Source organism: Mesorhizobium sp. KACC 23794 (assembly GCF_052180275.1).
Lineage (GTDB): Bacteria > Pseudomonadota > Alphaproteobacteria > Rhizobiales > Rhizobiaceae > Kumtagia.
In genome coordinates, this window is sequence record NZ_CP197465.1 from 5358617 (window position 1) to 5375902 (window position 17286).

At 63.2% G+C, this 17286-nt stretch carries 19 protein-coding genes; 11 read left to right on the top strand and 8 right to left on the bottom strand.

What is annotated here, in order from left to right; genetic code table 11:
- Positions 1-199: 199 nt before the first annotated feature.
- From ACSBOB_RS26270 to ACSBOB_RS26285, 4 genes are all read left to right on the top strand, one after another.
- Positions 200-1012 (top strand): FCD domain-containing protein, encoded by an 813-nt coding sequence (locus tag ACSBOB_RS26270; RefSeq protein WP_442578996.1) that lies wholly within the window; start codon positions 200-202, stop codon positions 1010-1012.
- 164 nt (positions 1013-1176) lie between these two features.
- Entirely contained in the window at positions 1177-2475 is a 1299-nt protein-coding gene (locus tag ACSBOB_RS26275; RefSeq protein WP_442578997.1) for a hypothetical protein, read from the top strand.
- A 237-nt stretch (positions 2476-2712) separates the two neighbouring features.
- Positions 2713-4113, top strand: coding sequence for a sugar porter family MFS transporter (locus tag ACSBOB_RS26280; RefSeq protein ID WP_442578998.1), 1401 nt, complete (start codon positions 2713-2715; stop codon positions 4111-4113).
- A 183-nt stretch (positions 4114-4296) separates the two neighbouring features.
- Positions 4297-4992 carry a metallophosphoesterase gene (locus tag ACSBOB_RS26285; RefSeq protein WP_442583834.1) on the top strand — a complete coding sequence of 232 codons (696 nt, stop codon included), beginning with the start codon at positions 4297-4299 and terminating at the stop codon, positions 4990-4992.
- A gap of 38 nt (positions 4993-5030) precedes the next feature.
- On the opposite strand, the gene ACSBOB_RS26290 is transcribed toward ACSBOB_RS26285, so the two are convergent.
- Positions 5031-5159 (bottom strand): hypothetical protein, encoded by a 129-nt coding sequence (locus ACSBOB_RS26290; RefSeq protein ID WP_442578999.1) that lies wholly within the window; start codon positions 5157-5159, stop codon positions 5031-5033.
- A gap of 275 nt (positions 5160-5434) precedes the next feature.
- A complete protein-coding gene (locus ACSBOB_RS26295) occupies positions 5435-6133 on the bottom strand; it encodes a type 1 glutamine amidotransferase (protein WP_442579000.1) in 699 nt (232 codons plus the stop codon).
- An 87-nt stretch (positions 6134-6220) separates the two neighbouring features.
- Between ACSBOB_RS26295 and ACSBOB_RS26300 the strand changes: the two genes are divergently transcribed.
- From ACSBOB_RS26300 to ACSBOB_RS26310, 3 genes are read left to right on the top strand one after another with little or no spacing between them, the layout of a single operon-like run.
- Entirely contained in the window at positions 6221-6859 is a 639-nt protein-coding gene (locus tag ACSBOB_RS26300) for a hypothetical protein (protein WP_442583835.1), read from the top strand.
- A 55-nt stretch (positions 6860-6914) separates the two neighbouring features.
- On the top strand, positions 6915-7367 hold the full coding sequence (locus tag ACSBOB_RS26305; protein WP_442579001.1) for an RrF2 family transcriptional regulator: 453 nt from the start codon (positions 6915-6917) through the stop codon (positions 7365-7367).
- Complete coding sequence (locus ACSBOB_RS26310; RefSeq protein WP_442579002.1) at positions 7364-8254, top strand: NAD(P)/FAD-dependent oxidoreductase; 891 nt, start codon at positions 7364-7366, stop codon at positions 8252-8254. Before ACSBOB_RS26305 ends, ACSBOB_RS26310 begins: the two co-directional genes overlap by 4 nt.
- A 91-nt stretch (positions 8255-8345) precedes the next feature.
- On the opposite strand, the gene ACSBOB_RS26315 is transcribed toward ACSBOB_RS26310, so the two are convergent.
- Both ACSBOB_RS26315 and ACSBOB_RS26320 read right to left on the bottom strand, forming a co-directional pair.
- On the bottom strand, positions 8346-8633 hold the full coding sequence (locus tag ACSBOB_RS26315; RefSeq protein WP_442579003.1) for a YiaA/YiaB family inner membrane protein: 288 nt from the start codon (positions 8631-8633) through the stop codon (positions 8346-8348).
- 37 nt (positions 8634-8670) lie between these two features.
- A complete protein-coding gene (locus ACSBOB_RS26320) occupies positions 8671-9375 on the bottom strand; it encodes a PspA/IM30 family protein (RefSeq protein WP_442579004.1) in 705 nt (234 codons plus the stop codon).
- A gap of 252 nt (positions 9376-9627) precedes the next feature.
- Here ACSBOB_RS26320 and ACSBOB_RS26325 point away from each other — a divergent pair, with 252 nt between their 5' ends.
- Positions 9628-10362 carry a 16S rRNA (uracil(1498)-N(3))-methyltransferase gene (locus ACSBOB_RS26325; protein ID WP_442579005.1) on the top strand — a complete coding sequence of 245 codons (735 nt, stop codon included), beginning with the start codon at positions 9628-9630 and terminating at the stop codon, positions 10360-10362.
- Between the two features lie 45 nt (positions 10363-10407).
- Here the strand turns inward: ACSBOB_RS26325 and ACSBOB_RS26330 are convergent, their stop codons facing one another.
- On the bottom strand, positions 10408-11061 hold the full coding sequence (locus ACSBOB_RS26330; protein WP_442579006.1) for a TerC family protein: 654 nt from the start codon (positions 11059-11061) through the stop codon (positions 10408-10410).
- A gap of 425 nt (positions 11062-11486) precedes the next feature.
- Between ACSBOB_RS26330 and ACSBOB_RS26335 the strand changes: the two genes are divergently transcribed.
- A complete protein-coding gene (locus tag ACSBOB_RS26335; RefSeq protein ID WP_442579007.1) occupies positions 11487-12989 on the top strand; it encodes an arylsulfatase B in 1503 nt (500 codons plus the stop codon).
- Positions 12990-13150: 161 nt separating this feature from the next.
- Positions 13151-14524: a glutamate--cysteine ligase gene (locus ACSBOB_RS26340; protein ID WP_442579008.1), complete on the top strand. Its 1374-nt coding sequence runs from the start codon at positions 13151-13153 to the stop codon at positions 14522-14524.
- On the opposite strand, the gene ACSBOB_RS26345 is transcribed toward ACSBOB_RS26340, so the two are convergent.
- The 3 genes from ACSBOB_RS26345 to ACSBOB_RS26355 all read right to left on the bottom strand — a co-directional run bounded on the left by ACSBOB_RS26345 (position 14521) and on the right by ACSBOB_RS26355 (position 16058).
- Positions 14521-15222, bottom strand: a complete 702-nt coding sequence (locus ACSBOB_RS26345) for a TrmH family RNA methyltransferase (RefSeq protein ID WP_442579009.1) — start codon at positions 15220-15222, stop codon at positions 14521-14523. The genes ACSBOB_RS26340 and ACSBOB_RS26345 overlap by 4 nt on opposite strands.
- A 147-nt stretch (positions 15223-15369) precedes the next feature.
- On the bottom strand, positions 15370-15810 hold the full coding sequence (locus ACSBOB_RS26350; RefSeq protein WP_442579010.1) for a type II toxin-antitoxin system VapC family toxin: 441 nt from the start codon (positions 15808-15810) through the stop codon (positions 15370-15372).
- 2 nt (positions 15811-15812) lie between these two features.
- Positions 15813-16058, bottom strand: a complete 246-nt coding sequence (locus tag ACSBOB_RS26355; RefSeq protein ID WP_442579011.1) for a type II toxin-antitoxin system Phd/YefM family antitoxin — start codon at positions 16056-16058, stop codon at positions 15813-15815.
- 131 nt (positions 16059-16189) lie between these two features.
- Here ACSBOB_RS26355 and ACSBOB_RS26360 point away from each other — a divergent pair, with 131 nt between their 5' ends.
- A complete protein-coding gene (locus ACSBOB_RS26360) occupies positions 16190-17260 on the top strand; it encodes a DUF937 domain-containing protein (protein WP_442579012.1) in 1071 nt (356 codons plus the stop codon).
- Positions 17261-17286 lie beyond the last annotated feature (26 nt).

A 17286-nucleotide genomic window follows, 5' to 3' on the forward strand; every position in this document is an offset into this window, starting at 1 on the left:
CGGCCGAGGCGGCCATTTCGCCGATAACGGCGTCTCGCAGGATCGTTTTCGCGTTGACGTAGAGGGTCTATCAGAACAGCTTTCGGAGCAGGCCCAGCGCCAGCGGTTTCACAGGCCGAAAAAGGCTGACTGGATAATTTATTTGACCAATTGCAAAACCAGCTCCTATGGTCGGGATGGCTGCCGAACGGGATCTGCTTTGGACGAAATTTTTTCCAGGATCGAGCATTCGCGGACCGCCGACGAGGTGGTACAGCAGATCGAGAGCCTCGTCCTCGAAGGCGTGCTGCGCAGCGGCGACCGGCTGCCCGGCGAGCGCGAGCTTTCGCGGCTGTTCGAAGTGTCGCGGCCGATCCTGCGCGACGCGCTGAAGATCGTCGAGGGTCGCGGCCTGATCCTGACCCGCCATGGCGGCGGCACCCATGTGGCCGACGTCGTCGGCCAGGTGTTCGCCCCGCCGGTGGCGGAGCTGATCGTCAGCCATGCCAAGGCGCGGGTCGACTATCTCGAGTACCGCCGCGAGATCGAGGGCATCGCCGCCGAATATGCGGCGCGGCGCATCACCGACGACGACCGCGCCCTGCTCGACCGGATCATGGCGCGCATGGCGGAGGCGCATGAGCGCGGCGATTTTTCCGAACAGGCGGAGATCGACGTCGAGTTCCATCATGCGATCGGCGAATGCGCGCACAACATCGTGCTGCTGCACACGCTGCGCGCCTGCTACCGGCTGCTTTCGGACGGGGTGTTCGAGAACCGGCTGATCGTCTTCACGCTCGCCGACGCGCGCGAAAAACTGCTTGAGCAGCATCGGGCCATCCATGCAGCGGTGGTGGCCGGCGACCCGGCTGGGGCGCGCAAGGCGGCGATGGATCACATCAGTTTCATCGAACAGGCGATGGCGCAGGCCGAGCGTACTGGCGAATGGCAGCGCGTGTCGAAGCTGCGGTTGAAACAGCGGCTGTCCGGCGAGGCCGGAACAAGGCGCGTGGTCGCTAGGCGTGGGGAATAACTCGTATTCGGAGCGGCTCTACCTTTGCTGTCTATTGAATTAGCTGTCGCCGGGGACCTTGCGCGAGATCGCACAGGACGGTTTGATAGGCCGGGCGACGCGAAAGGAGCTTTTGATCGATAAAGGCGTCGAAGGTACGGGGTATGCTACGGATAGCATTGGCATTGACGATATTTCTGCTGTGCACGTCTCTCGGCCACCGGGCTTCTGCGGCGACTGCTTGCGTGCTGGCTGTGGACGGCAAGTACTACGTTGAGGGGGATTGCCCGGTCTCGCAGAATGACAACACCATCATGGTGGGGTCGGATGGCAAGAACATATTACCCTATTTTGCTTACCTGATTTTGGAAAGTCAAAGCATCGCGCGGGGTTTCTGGAATGCCTCGCCCAATGCGCCCCACGCTCACGATGATCTCGGACGCCTCGAAAAGAGCGGGAACTGTTGGATCGGCGACCGAGCGAGGGTGTGCTTCAATCCTGCTCCCTTTCGGCGCTTTTCCCACGCAGGTTGGGTTGGTGCAGCAGAATCCGGCTCATGTTCTATGGTCCAGCGATTCTCTGATGGCAAAGCCGAAATTGTGGTCGAAGCTACAAAGGCCAATGATATTGGCTTGGGCATCAGATGGCTAGATGGGGGCCGTGCGAGCGTCGGGCAAGTCGTCCAGGCAACAATGTATTTTGACAAGGCACCGGCGCTGTCAGCAACTGGTACGTTCGTGGCCGACAATTATCTTAGGTTTCAGTCCGATCGAGCAGGCCTCTTGGATCATCTATTTGGTGCTTCGTCGGGCTTGCGCGTGGAATTCGGGGATGATGGATGGTTCACCCTCAACCTGCGTGGATCCTCAAAAGCCCTCGCACTCCTGCGCGAATGCCAGGCCACCGTGCAGTTCGCCCAATCCCAGAGCGAGCAAGTAACCTCAGCCAGTGCAGAGACGTTCAGGCTGAGCGAACGCGGCATTTTCCGAACCACCTATGGCACTTGGATCAATGTTGGTGACGAGTATTCGCGAGACCGGATTGCAAAATTTCTCTCCGGACTCGATGTCGAATATCAGTTCACCTACGGGGAGGACTGCATGGAGTGCGTGAATGTCGTGTCCGGCGACATCCAACTCTATTTCGAGAGCGGAGACGGGAAAACCATACAGTCGATCCAGGTAATTGGGGGATCGTTCACGACCGAGCGAGGCGACGGGATCGGAGACCTCATTTCACAGAAGGGCGATCAGCTACATTGCTCTGACGGGATGTACGAAGTGTGCTTTCGCTACGAGCGCGACAGTGTAGGGCTTATCGTTGACCGCTCAAAATGCGCTTCCGATGCCTTCAGAGAAGGCGTTAGGCAGGCTTCGGGCAACTTTCTGCGGGAATTTGGCCAGTGTGAGCGGATTGAGGCGCTTATTATACAAAAACCCGACAATGGTAGCCCGGATACCGGAACCAAATCGACGAACGACTAAACCAACGGACCTCACAGGTGATTATTGCGCGACGGTGTGTCGCATAACCAGATTTTTCGTCCTGTCTCTAAGTTCCTGACTCGTCACAAAAGCCTCATAGCGGAAGACGAAAGATTCCAGGACATCCTTAAGATTGGCCCATATCCACGCTGCACCCAGAGGGACGGTAGCGCGGGCCAGTAGCAACGGCACGATTTTCTGATACGGTTTCCGCCATCCGCGCTTCAGGCACCTATCATGGCGACACAATCGGCCTCGACTTCCGCGGCTCCGGCATTCTGGGCAAGAAGCCCGACCACCCTCGTTGCAATCGTCGTCCTCGTGATCCTGACGTCGGGACTGCTCTTTGGCTACGACCAGGGCGTGATCTCGGGTGCGTTGAGCGGCATCAAGCAGGAACTGGACCTCAGCCCTCTGCTGATCGAAGTCGTCACAAGCTGGGTCACGCTCGGCGCCTTGTTCGGCTCGCTGGCGGCGGGCGAACTCGCCGATCTCATCGGCCGCAAGAGGACGGTTTTGGCCGCGGCGGTTCTTTTCATTCTGGGCGCGCTGATCCAGGTGTCGGCCCCGCGCACGACGGTACTTGTTGCAGGACGGCTGATCGTCGGTTTCGGGGTCGGCGTCGCCGCTGTCGCCGCTCCCCTCTACGGAAGCGAACTGGCCCAGGCAGCCTGGAGAGGCCGCCTCGTCTCGGCCTATCAGATGGCCATCACCGTCGGCATCTTTCTCGCCTATCTGGTCAACGGCGCGCTCTCGGACGGCGCCGACTGGCGCCTGATGCTGGGTCTGGCTGCGGTTCCCGGACTATTGCTGGCCGTCTTTGCGCTCATGGCGCCGGAATCGCCGCGCTGGCTGATCAAGCAGGGCCGGCGGGAGGCCGCGGGCACCATTCTGGCGCGCCTTCTCGGCAAGGATGACTACCAGGCCGAATTGAGCGAGATCGAAAACGCGCTGCGCCTGGAGACCAACGCTGTTTCGTGGCGCGAGGTGTTCCAGCCGGTCTATCGAAAGCCGCTCGCGATCGGGATAGGGCTGGCCATATTCCAGCAGGTCACCGGCATCAACGCCATCATCTACTATGCAAACCCGATCTTTGCCGCCTCGGGCTTTGCGACGCCGCAGGCACAGGCCGCCGCGACAACCTGGGGCATTGGCGCCACGAACGTGCTGGCGACGTTGATCGCCATAGCATTCATCGACAGGATCGGGCGCGTGCCGCTGCTGCTGGCGGGACTGGTCGGCATGGGCGTTAGCCTGGCGACCGTGGGTTTCGCCTTCCATTTCGTCGAGACATCCGGCGATGGCGTCAGTTATGGCGCGATCATCACGGTCGTGGCGCTCGTCATCTTCATCGCGTCGTTTGCGTTTTCGCTCGGCCCCGTCGTCTGGACGGTCATCAACGAGATCTTTCCGAGCCGTATCAGAAGCCGGGGCGTTGCGATTGCGACGGCGGTGAACTGGGGAGCCGCCTTTTTGGTCAGCGAATTTTTCCTGTCTCTCGTCGAGGTGGCGGGCAGGCCGGCCACTTTCTGGCTTTTCGCAGCGCTTTGCCTGCTGGGATGGATATGGGTTTACCGCAAAGTGCCCGAAACAAAGGGGCGTTCACTGGAGGACATCGAGCGACTTTGGCGCGTTTGACCTACCCCTGAAAAAATCCACGAAGCGGACGAAATTTCAGGATATCAGTCTCCGAGTCCTAACGGTATGGCTGAACTCGATCGGCGCTGCGAACGGCAAGACATGGCCAGTGAACATCTCGACAGGTCTCCGGCGTCAAGGCCCGGGGGCGTGCATTTCCTCGACGCTCGCGGGCCGGACGGGATGCGCCTCTATGCCATCGGCGACGTGCATGGGCGGCTCGACCTTTTGGAGCGGATGCATGAGCGCATCGCCGGCGAGATCGCGCGGGACAGGGTCGCCGACTGGCGCATCATCCATCTCGGTGACTATGTCGACCGCGGGCCGCATTCGCGCGGCGTGATCGACTTCCTGATCGCGGCGCGCAAACGCGACGAGCGCAACATCACGCTGGCCGGCAACCATGACATGGGATTTCTGGAATTCCTCGACGATCCAGACGGCGGCGGGCTGTTCGCCCGCTACGGCGGTAAGGAGACGGCAAAATCCTACGGCGTCGACGCGAAATTCCACAGTCCGGATGCGCTGCGCCTGAGTTGGGCGGAACTGCGCTGCGAGGTGCCCGGAAAGCACCGGGCGTTCATGCTCGACCTCGGCTTTTCGGTGTCGTTCGGCGATTTCTTCTTTTGCCATGCCGGCATCCGGCCGGGTGTGCCGCTCAACCGGCAGGACCCCGACCACCTGATCTGGATCCGCAACGAATTCCTCGATTTTTCGGGCCTGCATCCGAAGGTGATCGTGCATGGACATACGATCACCGACCAGCCGGAAGTGTTGGCCAATCGCGTCAACGTCGATACCGGCGCCTATCACTCCGGCGTGCTGACGGCGCTTGTGATCAATGGCGCTGAAAAACGCCTGATCACCGCGCAGGTCTAGATTTTCTTGAAGAACCCGGCCGGGCCAGCCGGGAAGGATCAGTGCGTGGCGGCGACGACGCCGTAGCCGTCGACGACCACCTGGTCGCTGGCGTCCACCGAATAAACGCCAAGCCCGCAGAGGACGATGGCGACGAGCATTGCTAGGGACAGGAGAGCGGAACGCAAAGCGGTGATCTCGGTTGGAATTGCTTAAATTCTTACGCGTTGACGGTTACGATTGTGTTTCAGACCCCGTCGAGAGGCGGCCTTCTAGGCTGGGCAAACGCGCAAAGCCACGCAAATATCCATCATTGGCGCAGAGTGTTTTGAAGCGTGATTTTTATGTCACGGCGAGGACTTGGAAATGCGGGGACAGTTTACTTAATTCCGGGTTCCGCCGGTGATGCGGCGAGAGCGGTGATCGGAATTAAGTAAACTGTCCCCGCATTTCCGCATTTTCCTCAAATCATGCCCACCCAGGCGCGGGCCAGCGCCAGTCCGGCGGCGTCGGCGCCGGGGCCGTGGCGCGCCGCTTCCGCCTCGTAGAGCGCCGGCCACTGCGGCTGCTTCTGGGCAATGGTGTCGGCGAAGGCGGCGTTCCATTCGCGCACCAGTTTCTGGTCGGCCTCGAAATGGAACTGGACGCCGTAGGTGGCGCGGCCGACGCGGAACGCCTGGCTGCTGGCCACATGGCTCGATGCCAGATGCAACGCCCCTTCGGGAATCGAGAACGTGTCGTCGTGCCACTGGAAGATCGAGAAATCGCGCGGCGCATGCCGCAGCACGGGATCGGCCGCGCCCGCGTCGGTCAGGCTCACCGGACACCAGCCGAACTCTCGCGCGCCACCGATCTGGTTTTTTCCGCCGAAGGCGCGGGCGAGAAGCTGGCTGCCGAGGCAGATGCCGAGCACCGCCTTGTCCTTGTTCGAGAAATCGCGGGCCAGTTCCAGCAAGGGCGGGATGTAGGGGTACTCGTCGTCGGCCAGCGCGTTCTGGCCGCCGCCGAGGATCACCGCGGCATCGTAGCCGTCGGAATTTTCCGGCAGCGCCTCGCCATGATGCGCCATGCGCAGGTCGATCTCGGCGCCCGCCTCGTCGAGCGCGGTCGCCACCTGCCCCAAGCCGCTGCCGTCGTAATTCTGGATGACAAGAACCCGCATCGGTCTGCCTGTTTCGGAATGCATCGTTTCCGGCGTTCGATATCATGCGGCGGGATCGGAATGAATAGACCAGAACGGGACCTTGCCATGCCGCTGCAGAACCGCGTCGACCCGTTCGGCGAGATCCATGCGGTGGCGGCGCGCGGCCTGTTCACGGGAAACCGCGGCGTCATCCACGACCCGGCGACGAAGACGCTGCTCAGCCGCCGCTGGACGACAAAGGCGTGGCTGATCTGCGAATGCGATTTTCGCGGCCGCAAGCGCGAAGTGATGGGCCGCAACGCACCCTCCGGCAATGCCGGCTGGACGGAGCTTTTCTTCCTCGACGAGGTGACGGCGCTGGCTGCCGGCCACCGCCCCTGCTTCTACTGCCGGCGCGAGCGGGCGACGGAATTCTCCGACTGTTTCGCCGCCGGGAACGGGCTTGCGCGGCCGAAAGTGACTGAGATCGACGCGATCCTGCATGCGGAGCGGCTGGCATCGGGCGGGAAGCCGGGGCGGCTGACGGCGGACGAGGCGGCCGGATTGCCGGATGGGACGATGGTCGGCGTGGACGGACGGGCATTCGCAGTGCGCGAGGGACGGGCGCTGCGCTGGTCGTTCGAGGGCTACGCCGATGCGAGCCTGCTTGAAACGCTCGGCACACCTCTGCTGCTCACCCCGCCGGCGACGGTGGCCGCCCTGCGGCGCGGATACGAGCCGCTGTGGGGAGCCAGGAGATTATAGGCCGCCCGAACTGTCCGGCTTGACGCCTGCCGCTTCATGTATCATATGAAGTTACATGAGACATGACAGCAGGCTTTCGGCAACGCTGCACGCGCTGCTGCACATGGCGGAACACGAGCGGCCGATGACCTCGGGCGAACTGGCCGCCTGCATGGGCACCAATCCGGTCGTCGTTCGCCGCACCATGGCGGGGCTGCGCGAGGCCGGTTTCGTCAGCTCCGAAAAGGGCCATGGCGGCGGCTGGGAGATCGCCTGCGACCTGTCGGCGGTGACGCTGAAGGACGTCTACGACGCGCTGGGCGCGCCGACCCTGCTGGCGATCGGCATCCATCTGGAAAGCCCATCCTGCCTGGTCGAGCAGGCGGTGAACCGGGCGCTGAAGCCCGCCTTCGCAGAGGCGGAGTCGCTGCTGATCGGCCGCCTCGGCACCGTGACGCTGGCCGCGCTGGCCGAGGATTTTTCCCGCCACGCCGCTGCCCACAGGTTTCCCGGACAGGAGAAAGCTTGATGTTCGATGCGATCGTCATTGGCGGCAGCTATGCCGGCCTTTCCGCCGCGCTGCAGCTCGCCCGCGCGCGGCGCAAAGTGCTGGTAATCGACGGCGGCCAGCGCCGCAACCGCTTCGCCGCTGCCTCGCACGGGTTCCTCGGGCAGGATGGCCGCGCGCCCGGCGACATCGTCGCCGATGCCAGAGCGCAGCTCATGGCCTATCCGACGGTCGACTGGATCGACGGTATGGCGAAGACCGCGGAGGCAACAGGGCCGGTATTTGCGGTGGAGACCGAGGACGGCGAGAGCTTGGAGGCAAGGCGTATCGTGCTGGCGATCGGGGTGAGCGACGAGCTGCCGGAAATCCCCGGTCTTGCCGAGCGCTGGGGCAAAAAAGTGTTCCACTGCCCGTATTGCCACGGCTACGAGCTGGGGAACGGGCCGATTGGCGTGCTCGGCGTGTCGGCGGCCTCGATGCACCACGCGATGATGCTGCCGGACTGGGGAAGGACGACGTTTTTCGTCAACGACGCCTTCGATCTGGACGAGGATCGCCTCGACGATTTGAAGCGGCGGAACGTGACCGTCGAACGTGGCAAGGTGGTCGGCATTTCCGGCGGCGCCGATGTCGAACTCGCCGGCGGACGCATCGTGCCGGTCGCCGGCCTGTTCACCGCCACCCGCACCCGCCCGGCCGGCACGCTCGTGGAGCAGCTCGGCTGTGCGCTGGAAGACGGCCCGATGGGACCGTTCATCCGGACCGACGCCGTCAAGGAAACGACGGTAACCGGCGTCTTCGCCGTCGGCGACGCGGCGCGCGGCGCGGGCAACGTCGCGCTGGCGGTCGGCGATGGCGCAATGGGCGGCGCCGGAACGCACCAGTCGCTGATTTTTCGGGGAGCGTAGCACCTCGAACTATCCCAACTCGCCGAACCAATCCGGGCCCCGCCCACAGCATAGCGAGAGTCCGATTGCGCCGATTTCTGCAAGCACTGCCTCACGCGCCGTCGCCGCGCTGGATGTCCATCAGCAGGCGCTCGGTCTTGGCGTCCTCGACCCGGTTGATGAAGCGCGAAGCCTCTTCCGCATCGCGCAGCGTCTTGGTGATGGTGACCGAGGTGTGCACCAGCATGATCGCGGCCATCGCGTAAAAACCCTTGGCGGCGAAACTGGCCTCGAGGAAGTAGATGCCGCTGGCCATCATCGCGGCGGCAACGCCAAAACTCAGCATGGTAAAAGTCTTCCAGGCGCTGGAGTCTTTTGGGGTGTAGGAATTGACGGACATTTTCGTGGCTCCTCTCGGTTGATCGGTCGGGTTGGGCTCAAGATTCCGGGCGCTCGCCGGCCGCGCCGTTCATGCGTTTCGCCAGCCTTTCGAGGACGGCGTCGGCGCTGGTCCTGAGCGGCGCGCCGCAGCCCGCGGCGGCCAGCTTCTCGGTCAGCATGGCGGGATCGCCGAACTGCTCCATCCCATCCAGCGCATTGGCCGCCGCGTCGATTTGCGTCTGCCGCGCCCGCAGTCGCGACAGCGTTTCCTCGGCGTCGCGCAGGCTGGACAAGGCCGTGCCCGGGCCGGTCTCGCGCAGGCGCTGCGTCTTGTCCGCCGCCGAGGCGATGCGCTGGCCGCGCTGAAGGTCGCGCAGCCGGACCTCGGAAGCGGTGACGATGCGCTTCAGCCGGGCGATCTCGCTGCCGAAATTCTTCTGCGCTTCCTCCGACGCGGTGCGCTCCGCCTCCAGAAGGCCAATCGCCTCGGCCGCCTCGCGGGCAAGCTCGTTCCTGCCCTGGTCGAGCGCCGCGACGGTGCGGGATTCGAGGTTCTCGATGCGCGCCACCAGTTTTCCGTATTGCTGGGCCTCCTGCTCGTTCTGGGCGACCGCGATGGCAATCGCCTTGCGCGCCGCGGCGATCGCCTCGGCGCAGTCACGGATCTGCTGGCGCAGGATGATCAGCGCATTGCGGTCGACGATGTTTTGCCCGGCCTCATGCGTCGTGCCCCTTGCCAGCGCGAATAGCTGCTTCCACATGCCGTTTGCTCCTCATGAACACTGTTCACGAGATGCATCCTACATAACCATGAACGACGTTCAAGACAGAAAATGAACGTCGTTCAATTTTTTTTGATTGAAGGCCCCAACTTTGGAGCGCAGAACTCGCAGCCAGAACAACGGGAAACGGCTGGCATCCGGTGTCCGCACTGTCATCCGCCTGTTGCGGCACGACGAATGCGGTCGCGCCGGCCCCTTGACCCGCATCCCGCCCTGCCGCATTCCTCGGCCATGCGTGCCAATTACAAGATGCAGCGGCTTTTCGTCACCGACGACCTTGTGGCCGGCGGCGCCTTCGATGCCGGGCGGGAGCACAGCCACTATCTGCTCAATGTCCTGCGCATGGCCGAGGGCGGCGAGGTGCTGGTGTTCAACGGCCGCGACGGCGAGTGGCGGGCGACAGTGGAGGCGGCGTCGAAGAAGGCGGCGCGGCTGAGGCCTGTCGCGCAGACGCGCCCGCAGCCGCCGATGCCGGATCTGGTCTATTGCTTCGCGCCGCTGAAGCAGGGGCGGCTCGACTATCTCGTGCAGAAGGCGGTGGAGATGGGCGCCGGGCTGCTGCAACCCGTCGTCACCCAGCACACGCAGGTGGCCAAACCCGGCATCGACCGGCTTCTGGCGAATGCGATCGAGGCTGCCGAGCAATGCGGCGTGCTTGCCGTGCCCGAAGTCGCCGAAGCACAGAAACTCGACCGGCTGCTGGCCGGCTGGGACAAGCACCGGCGGCTGATCTTCTGCGACGAGGATTCTTCGACCAACAATCCCCTGCCCGCATTGCAGGCGGTCACCGAGAAAAAGCTCGGCTTGCTGATCGGCCCGGAGGGCGGCTTTTCCGACGACGAGCGCAAGATGCTGCGCGCCCTGCCCTTCGTGACCGCGATCCCGCTCGGCCCACGCATCCTGCGCGCCGACACAGCGGGGGTGGCGGCCCTCGCGCTGGTGCAGGCGACGATCGGGGATTGGTAACAGCCTTGCGGCGGCCCGGAAAAGGACCGCCGCATGGCTTCCAGCTTAGCCGTTCATGACCGCCAGTACCTCATGGCCGCCGCGCCAGATCATTTCGACCGACACGTAGAGGATGATGACCAGGCCGACATAGGCGATCCAGCGGTGGCGCTGCAGCAGGCGGGCGATGAAGCTTGCGGCAATGCCCATCAGGGCGATCGACAGGATCAGGCCGAACACCAGGATCTCCGGATGCTCGCGCGCAGCACCCGCTACGGCCAGCACGTTGTCGAGCGACATCGACACGTCGGCGATGACGATCTGCCAGGCGGCCTGCGCGAACGTCTTTTTCGGCGCGCCGCCGGCCACCGTCCCGTCCTTGTTCAAGTCCTTGCCTTCAAGCGCCTCGGCGCCCTCGACCTCCTCGGCATGCGAGGTGCGAAGTTCGCGCCACATCTTCCAGCAGACCCACAGCAGCAGCACGCCGCCCGCCAGCAGAAGACCCACGATCTGCAAGAGCTGCGTGGTGGCAGCGGCAAAGCCGATGCGCAGCACGGTGGCGGCGATAATGCCGATCAGGATCGCCTTGCCCCGCTGCTCCTTCGGCAGGCCGGCGGCGGCAAGGCCGATGACGATCGCATTGTCGCCGGCCAGCACCAGGTCGATCATGATGACCTGGAGAAGCGCGGACAGTGCGTCCGCGGTGAAATATTCCATCATTTTTGGCACCCATTTTCAAAAAATGGGGGTGCCGGCATGAGTGAAGAGCAGCGGGCAGCGGCTCCGGCGGCGTTTCGCCCCGGATAAAAAAGACAGGCTGTCGTCAGCTGAATTCCACGAACACCAGACCCCGGTTGGACTTCCAGTCCGACATCACAGCTGAGAGAGCTGTCAGAGGGGCCCGGTCTGGTGGCGCTCTTGTAGCGATCGGGCTCACAGAATTCAAGAGCGTCGGCGCTCAATACAAGGGTGGAAAGCGTCCTGCGGCCCGCGACGCTTCAGACAGCGCCAAACCTTGATCGTTGCTGCGAATACATGCTTTTCCGGCCTTGTTTCCGGCGATCTTCTGCTCGATAAATCCGGCCGACAAGCAGATAAGCCGCCTGCACCCACTGGCGGACCTGGTCGTCCAGGGGGAAAGAATCTTGAGCACGGCCACTATCGAACCGTCGACGACGGACAATGCCGACGTTACGCGCCGCGATGTCCTTAAAGGCAGCGCGGCGATTGCAGGATTGCGCATAGCAGGGACCGCAGGGCTTTCCGCCTTGGTCGCGGGAACCGCTGGCGCTGGGCAGGCGGTGGCTGAGCCGTCTCGTCCCAACATCGTCTACATCGTCGCCGACGACCTGGGCTGGGCAGATGTCGGCTTTCACGGATCGGATATCGCTACGCCGCATCTCGACAGGCTGGCGGCGGAAGGTGCGCCGCTGGACCAGTTTTATGCGCAGCCGATGTGCACGCCCACGCGCGCCGCGCTGATGACCGGCCGTTATCCGCTGCGCTACGGCCTTCAGACCGGCGTGATCCCCGGCGCCGGCGCCTATGGCCTGCCGACGGACGAATACCTTCTTCCGCAGCTTCTGAAAGATGCCGGCTACAGGACGGCGATGGTCGGCAAATGGCATCTCGGCCATGCCAAGGCCGAATACTGGCCTCGGCAGCGCGGGTTCGACAGCTTCTATGGGGCGCTGGTCGGCGAAATCGACCATTTCAAGCATGCTTCGCACGGCGTGCCCGACTGGTATCGCGACAACACGCCGCTGGAAGAGGAAGGTTTTGATAACACCCTGTTCGGCGACGAGGCGGTGCGGGTGGTCACCACTCACGACCAGGAAAAGCCGCTGTTCCTCTATCTCGCCTTTACCGCCCCGCACACGCCGTTCCAGGCGCCGCAGGACTATCTCGATCGTTTCAAGCACATCCCCGACGAAAATCGCCGAACCTATGCCGCCATGATATCGGTCATGGACGACGGCATCGGCAGACTGGTCGAGACCCTGACGGCGCGCGGCATGCGCGACAACACCCTCATCATCTTCCAGAGCGACAATGGCGGTGTGAAAAGCTCGCTTTTTGCCGGCGATTCAAAGGTCTCGGGCGGACTTCCAGCCGACAACGACCCGTACCGGGACGGCAAGGGCACGTTGTATGAAGGCGGCACGCGCGTTGCGGCACTGGTCAACTGGCCCGGCAAGATAAATCAGGGGGTGGCCGGCGGGATGATGCATGTCGTCGACATGTATCCCACGATCGCCGGACTTGCCGGCGCGCCGCTGGGCAGAAACAAGCCGCTGGACGGCATGGACGTCTGGCAGGCGATTGCCGAAAGCAAGCCGTCTCCACGCACCGAACTGGTCTACAACGTCGATCCGATGGCGGGCGCGGTGCGGCGCGGCGACTGGAAACTCGTGTGGAAAGCCGCGCTCCCGCCAAAGATCGAGTTGTTCGACCTGGCGAAGGATCAATCCGAAGCCGATGACCTGTCCGGCTCCAACCCTGAGAAGGTCTCCGAGCTGCAGGACCGGATCATCGAACTCGCTACCGAAATGGCGCCGCCGCTGCTGCTGATGGACGCGGTGCGGCTCACCTTCTTTGCGCCGATGGTCAGCGGCGATCCTTCTGCCCTGTTCAATCAAGGCGATTAGCACGCGGCTGCGGAAAACCGAACGCTTTTCCCCGGAGAGGCTCCGTTGGGGTATAGGACAATCAACTCTCCTGACAAACGGGTCAGGATTTTTCGCTTGATCGGCCATGGCAAATTCGGCCATCAAGCCGCGCGGCCATAGGGCCGCCGGAGACGACCAGCATGGCCCGCGACACCACCGACTTCCGGCCGATCGAAAGCAAGGACGAACTCGTCGACTATCTCGCGGCCGGCAACAAGCCGCGCGACAAATGGCGGATCGGCACCGAGCACGAAAAATTCCCCTTCTATGTCGACGGCCACGCGCCCGTGCCCTATGGCGGCGAGCGCGGCATCCGCGCCCTGCTTGAAGGCATGCAGCGCACGCTTGGCTGGGAACCCATCCTCGACGAAGGTCGCATCATCGGCCTGGTCGAGCCGACCGGCCAGGGCGCCATCTCGCTTGAGCCCGGCGGACAGTTCGAGCTTTCCGGCGCGCCGCTGGAGACGATCCACCAGACCTGCCGCGAGGGCAACGCGCATCTGGCGCAGTTGCGCGAGATCGCCGAACCGCTCGGCATACGCTTCCTCGGCCTCGGCGGCAGCCCGAAATGGACGCTCGGCGAAACGCCGAAAATGCCGAAATCGCGCTACGAGATCATGACCCGCTACATGCCGAAGGTCGGCACCAAGGGACTCGACATGATGTACCGCACCTGCACGATCCAGGTGAATCTCGACTTCGAGAGCGAAGCGGACATGCGGCGCAAGATGCAGGTGTCGCTGAAGCTGCAGCCGCTTGCGACCGCGCTGTTCGCCAACTCGCCCTTCACCGAAGGCCGGCCGAACGGGCTGAAATCCTGGCGCGGCGAGATCTGGACGGACACCGACAACCAGCGCTCCGGCCTGCTGCCGATCTGTTTTTCCGAAACCTTCGGGTTTGCCGACTATGTCGAATGGGCGCTCGACGTGCCGATGTATTTCGTCATCCGCGACGGCCGCTACCAGGACATGACGCACATCACCTTCCGCCAGTTCATGGACGGCGCCGCGCACAATTCCATCCCCGACGGCGTGCCGACCATGGGCGACTGGACGAACCATTTGTCGACGCTGTTCCCCGACGTGCGGCTGAAGCGCTTCCTCGAAATGCGCGGGGCCGACGGCGGTCCGTGGCGGCGCATCTGCGCGCTGCCGGCCTTCTGGGTCGGGCTGCTCTATGACGAGGCGGCACTCGACGCCGCCGAGACGCTAACCGCCGACTGGACATTCGAGGAGGTGCGCGACATGCGCGCCGCCGTGCCGGCCGAAGGCATCGCCGCGACGTTCCGGGGAAAGAGCCTGCGCGATATCGGCCGCGAGGTGCTCGACATCTCGCGCGAGGGTCTAAGGGGCCGCGGGCGCAAAAACCGCGACGGCTATGACGAGAGCACGTTCCTGTCGACGCTGGACGAGGTGGTGGCACGCGGCACCACCAGCGCCGACGAGATGCTCAGCGCCTACCACACGCGCTGGGGCGGCTCGATCGAGCCGGCGTTTCTGGAGTATGCTTATTAGGGCGCGTCGGTTGCCGAATTTGGGGCGCCCTCGCCCGGCGGATTTTGGTCGATTAGGGCGGCCGGGGTGATTATGGTCGGCAACGGTTTCGAGCGCTCGCCCTTTTTGTTGCGCCACCTGTATTTGCTTTGATATTCGCGCCTCTGCTTTGCGACTTCGTACAGAACGATCCCCGAGCTTGTCCCGAGGTTCAGGCTCTCGATCATTCCGAACATCGGAATTGAGACGCACATCTCGCTTCTTTCCACGGCGCGATCGCTGATCCCTATCGCTTCGCTGCCGAACCAGACCGCGAGTTTGGTGTGGGCGGTATAGTCGCCTTCGTGAAGGAAAATGCTGGCTTTGCCTTTCACATGCGGCGACGTGACGATCGACGTGAACCCCTTCTTTTCGAGGTGGTCGAAACACGCGTCGGTACTGTCGAAGCGCCTCACGAACGTCCATTTCACCGCCGAGACGGAGGTTTTCGAGATCGACCGTTTCTCGCGCAGGTCCTGCCAGTCGTCGGGGAGAGAATGGCGAGGATCGACGACATAGACCTTCTCTACGCCCAGCGCATTCACGTTGCGGACAACCGTTCCGATGTTCTTGATATCGGTCGGGTGCTCAAGGACGGCGATCAGGTTCTTGCAGCGAAACGAGCGGATTTCGTCGGCGCGCTTGCGGACGGATTTTTTAGATTCGACGATCTCTTCCATGGCCACACCCAATACTTCCGCGGGCATGCCTGTTTTATTCCAAGGATGCAATCCCGGAGGCCGCGCTCAACGCGCCGAGCCGGCGTTTTGGAGTATGCGTATTGAACGAGACCGGCGGCGGCTTTTATCGCCGGGTTGAACGCCCGATCAGGGCAACCCCTCGAACGGATCGATAAAGGCAACGCCGAGCGGCCTGAAATCCTTGACGTTGCGGGTAAGCACCGTCAGCCCGTGACACTTCGCGGTCGCGGCGATGGCGATGTCCTCGAAGCCCGGACTGATGCCGGCGGCGCGTGCAACGTCCATCAACCTGCCGGCGATGCTTGCTGCCTCCAGATCGACGGGCAGGATGCGGTTCGCGTAGTAATGCGCGATCGCCTGCCACCATTCCGAAAGGTCTTGCGCCTTGCGCGTCGCGCCGGTTCGAGAGGCTTTCGCAATCCCGTCCTCGATCTCGGCTGCCGTTATGACGGACAGCCAGAGTTCGTCGGAGTTCGACTCGATCCAGGCCGCGACCAGATCGTCGGCCGGAAACCGTTGCGCCCGTGGCGAGATGGCGGCGACGACGTTGGTGTCGAGGAGATACATGATCAGAAGGGATTTTCGCCCAAGGCGCGGGCCGGCCTCCGTTCGACCAAATCCTCATCTTCCAAGGGAGAATTGGCAAGCAGCCAGCCGAGCGACGGCACCTTGCTCAGCCGTTCATATTCTTCCCAGCCCATCACCACGGCCTGCCTGCGGCCGTGCCGTGTGATTACCGACGTCTCACCCGCCACGGCCTCGTCGACGACCTGCGAAAACCGCGCTTTCGCATCCTTTAGCTGCAGTTCTTTCATGCCGCCTCCTTATGACCAGAGTAGTCATATATAATGCCACGCGCCGAACCGGGCAACCGCCAACATGTCTGTGGCAGCACGGACAAGTTTCGGCTAGCCTTGCAACAACCTTTCAGGAGGAGGGAACCGCCATGCTCAACCTGTTCGACATGCTCAACCAATCGCAGAACGGCCAGGGCATCGACCAGCTCGCCCGCCAGTTCGGCCTTTCCCAGCAGCAGGCGCAGCAGGCGGTGGAGGCGCTGATGCCGGCGTTCAGCCAGGGGCTGAGACGCAACACCTCCGACCCTTACGGCATAGCCAACTTCATGAGCACACTGGCGAACAGCCAACACGCCAAATATTTCGACAACCCGCAGGCCGCCTTCTCGCCGCAAGGCATGGCGGAAGGCAACGACATTCTTGGCCAACTCTTTGGTTCCAAGGACCTTTCACGTGCAGTCGCGAGCCAGGCGGCGCAGGCCACCGGCATCGGCCAGGACGTGCTGAAGCAGATGCTGCCGGTCATCGCCTCGATGGTCATGGGCGGCCTGTTCAAGCAGTCGACGAACCAGCTTGGCGCGCAGGCCGGCGGTTTTGGCGGCGGGGGCAATCCGCTCGGCGAGATCATCGAGCAGATGATGCGCCAAGGTGGCGGAGGCGGGCAGCCGCGCCAGGCGCCCCAGAATCCATTGGATAATCCGTTTGGAAAGATCTTGCAGGACATGTTCGGCGGCAGCGGCCGCCAGCCGCAGTCCGGGCAGTCACCCAACCCGGCGGGTGACAATCCGCTCGGCAAGATGATCGAAGACATGCTGGGCGGCGGCGCGCAGCAGCCACAGTCCCGGCAGGCCCCCAATCCGACGGGTGACAATCCGTTCGGCAAGATGCTGGAAGACATGCTCGGCGGTGGCGCCCAGCAGCCGCAATCGCAACCCCAGCAGCAGCAACCCCGGCAGGCGCCTAACAACCCGATGGGCGACAATCCGTGGGGCAAGATTCTCCAGGACATGCTGGGCGGCGCGCAGAGCCCGCAGGCGCCTGCACCGGAGCCCGATCCTGCGCCGCAGCCGCGCGCCAATCCGAGCGGCCGGCCGAGCAATCCCTATGACGACATTTTCGGAAAAATGTTCGAGACCGGCGCGAAACAGCGCGACGATTATCAGAAGGGCGTCGAGTCTATCTTCGACCAGTTCAAGAAAGGCATGGACCGGGGACGCTGACACACAGGTGAACTTGTATATTCCCC

Excerpts from the sequence above, each read along its gene's own strand:
- ACSBOB_RS26320 (WP_442579004.1), bottom strand. The coding sequence starts at position 9,375 with ATGTGGAAGCAGCTATTCGCGCTGGCAAGGGGCACGACGCATGAGGCC.
- ACSBOB_RS26345 (WP_442579009.1), bottom strand. The coding sequence starts at position 15,222 with ATGGAAGAGATCGTCGAATCTAAAAAATCCGTCCGCAAGCGCGCCGAC.
- ACSBOB_RS26325 (WP_442579005.1), top strand. The coding sequence starts at position 9,628 with ATGCGTGCCAATTACAAGATGCAGCGGCTTTTCGTCACCGACGACCTT.
- ACSBOB_RS26300 (WP_442583835.1), top strand. The coding sequence starts at position 6,221 with ATGCCGCTGCAGAACCGCGTCGACCCGTTCGGCGAGATCCATGCGGTG.
- ACSBOB_RS26285 (WP_442583834.1), top strand. The coding sequence starts at position 4,297 with ATGCGCCTCTATGCCATCGGCGACGTGCATGGGCGGCTCGACCTTTTG.
- ACSBOB_RS26340 (WP_442579008.1), top strand. The coding sequence starts at position 13,151 with ATGGCCCGCGACACCACCGACTTCCGGCCGATCGAAAGCAAGGACGAA.
- ACSBOB_RS26360 (WP_442579012.1), top strand. The coding sequence starts at position 16,190 with ATGCTCAACCTGTTCGACATGCTCAACCAATCGCAGAACGGCCAGGGC.
- ACSBOB_RS26305 (WP_442579001.1), top strand. The coding sequence starts at position 6,915 with ATGAGACATGACAGCAGGCTTTCGGCAACGCTGCACGCGCTGCTGCAC.
- ACSBOB_RS26315 (WP_442579003.1), bottom strand. The coding sequence starts at position 8,633 with ATGTCCGTCAATTCCTACACCCCAAAAGACTCCAGCGCCTGGAAGACT.
- ACSBOB_RS26295 (WP_442579000.1), bottom strand. The coding sequence starts at position 6,133 with ATGCGGGTTCTTGTCATCCAGAATTACGACGGCAGCGGCTTGGGGCAG.
- ACSBOB_RS26330 (WP_442579006.1), bottom strand. The coding sequence starts at position 11,061 with ATGATGGAATATTTCACCGCGGACGCACTGTCCGCGCTTCTCCAGGTC.
- ACSBOB_RS26355 (WP_442579011.1), bottom strand. The coding sequence starts at position 16,058 with ATGAAAGAACTGCAGCTAAAGGATGCGAAAGCGCGGTTTTCGCAGGTC.
- ACSBOB_RS26280 (WP_442578998.1), top strand. The coding sequence starts at position 2,713 with ATGGCGACACAATCGGCCTCGACTTCCGCGGCTCCGGCATTCTGGGCA.
- ACSBOB_RS26350 (WP_442579010.1), bottom strand. The coding sequence starts at position 15,810 with ATGTATCTCCTCGACACCAACGTCGTCGCCGCCATCTCGCCACGGGCG.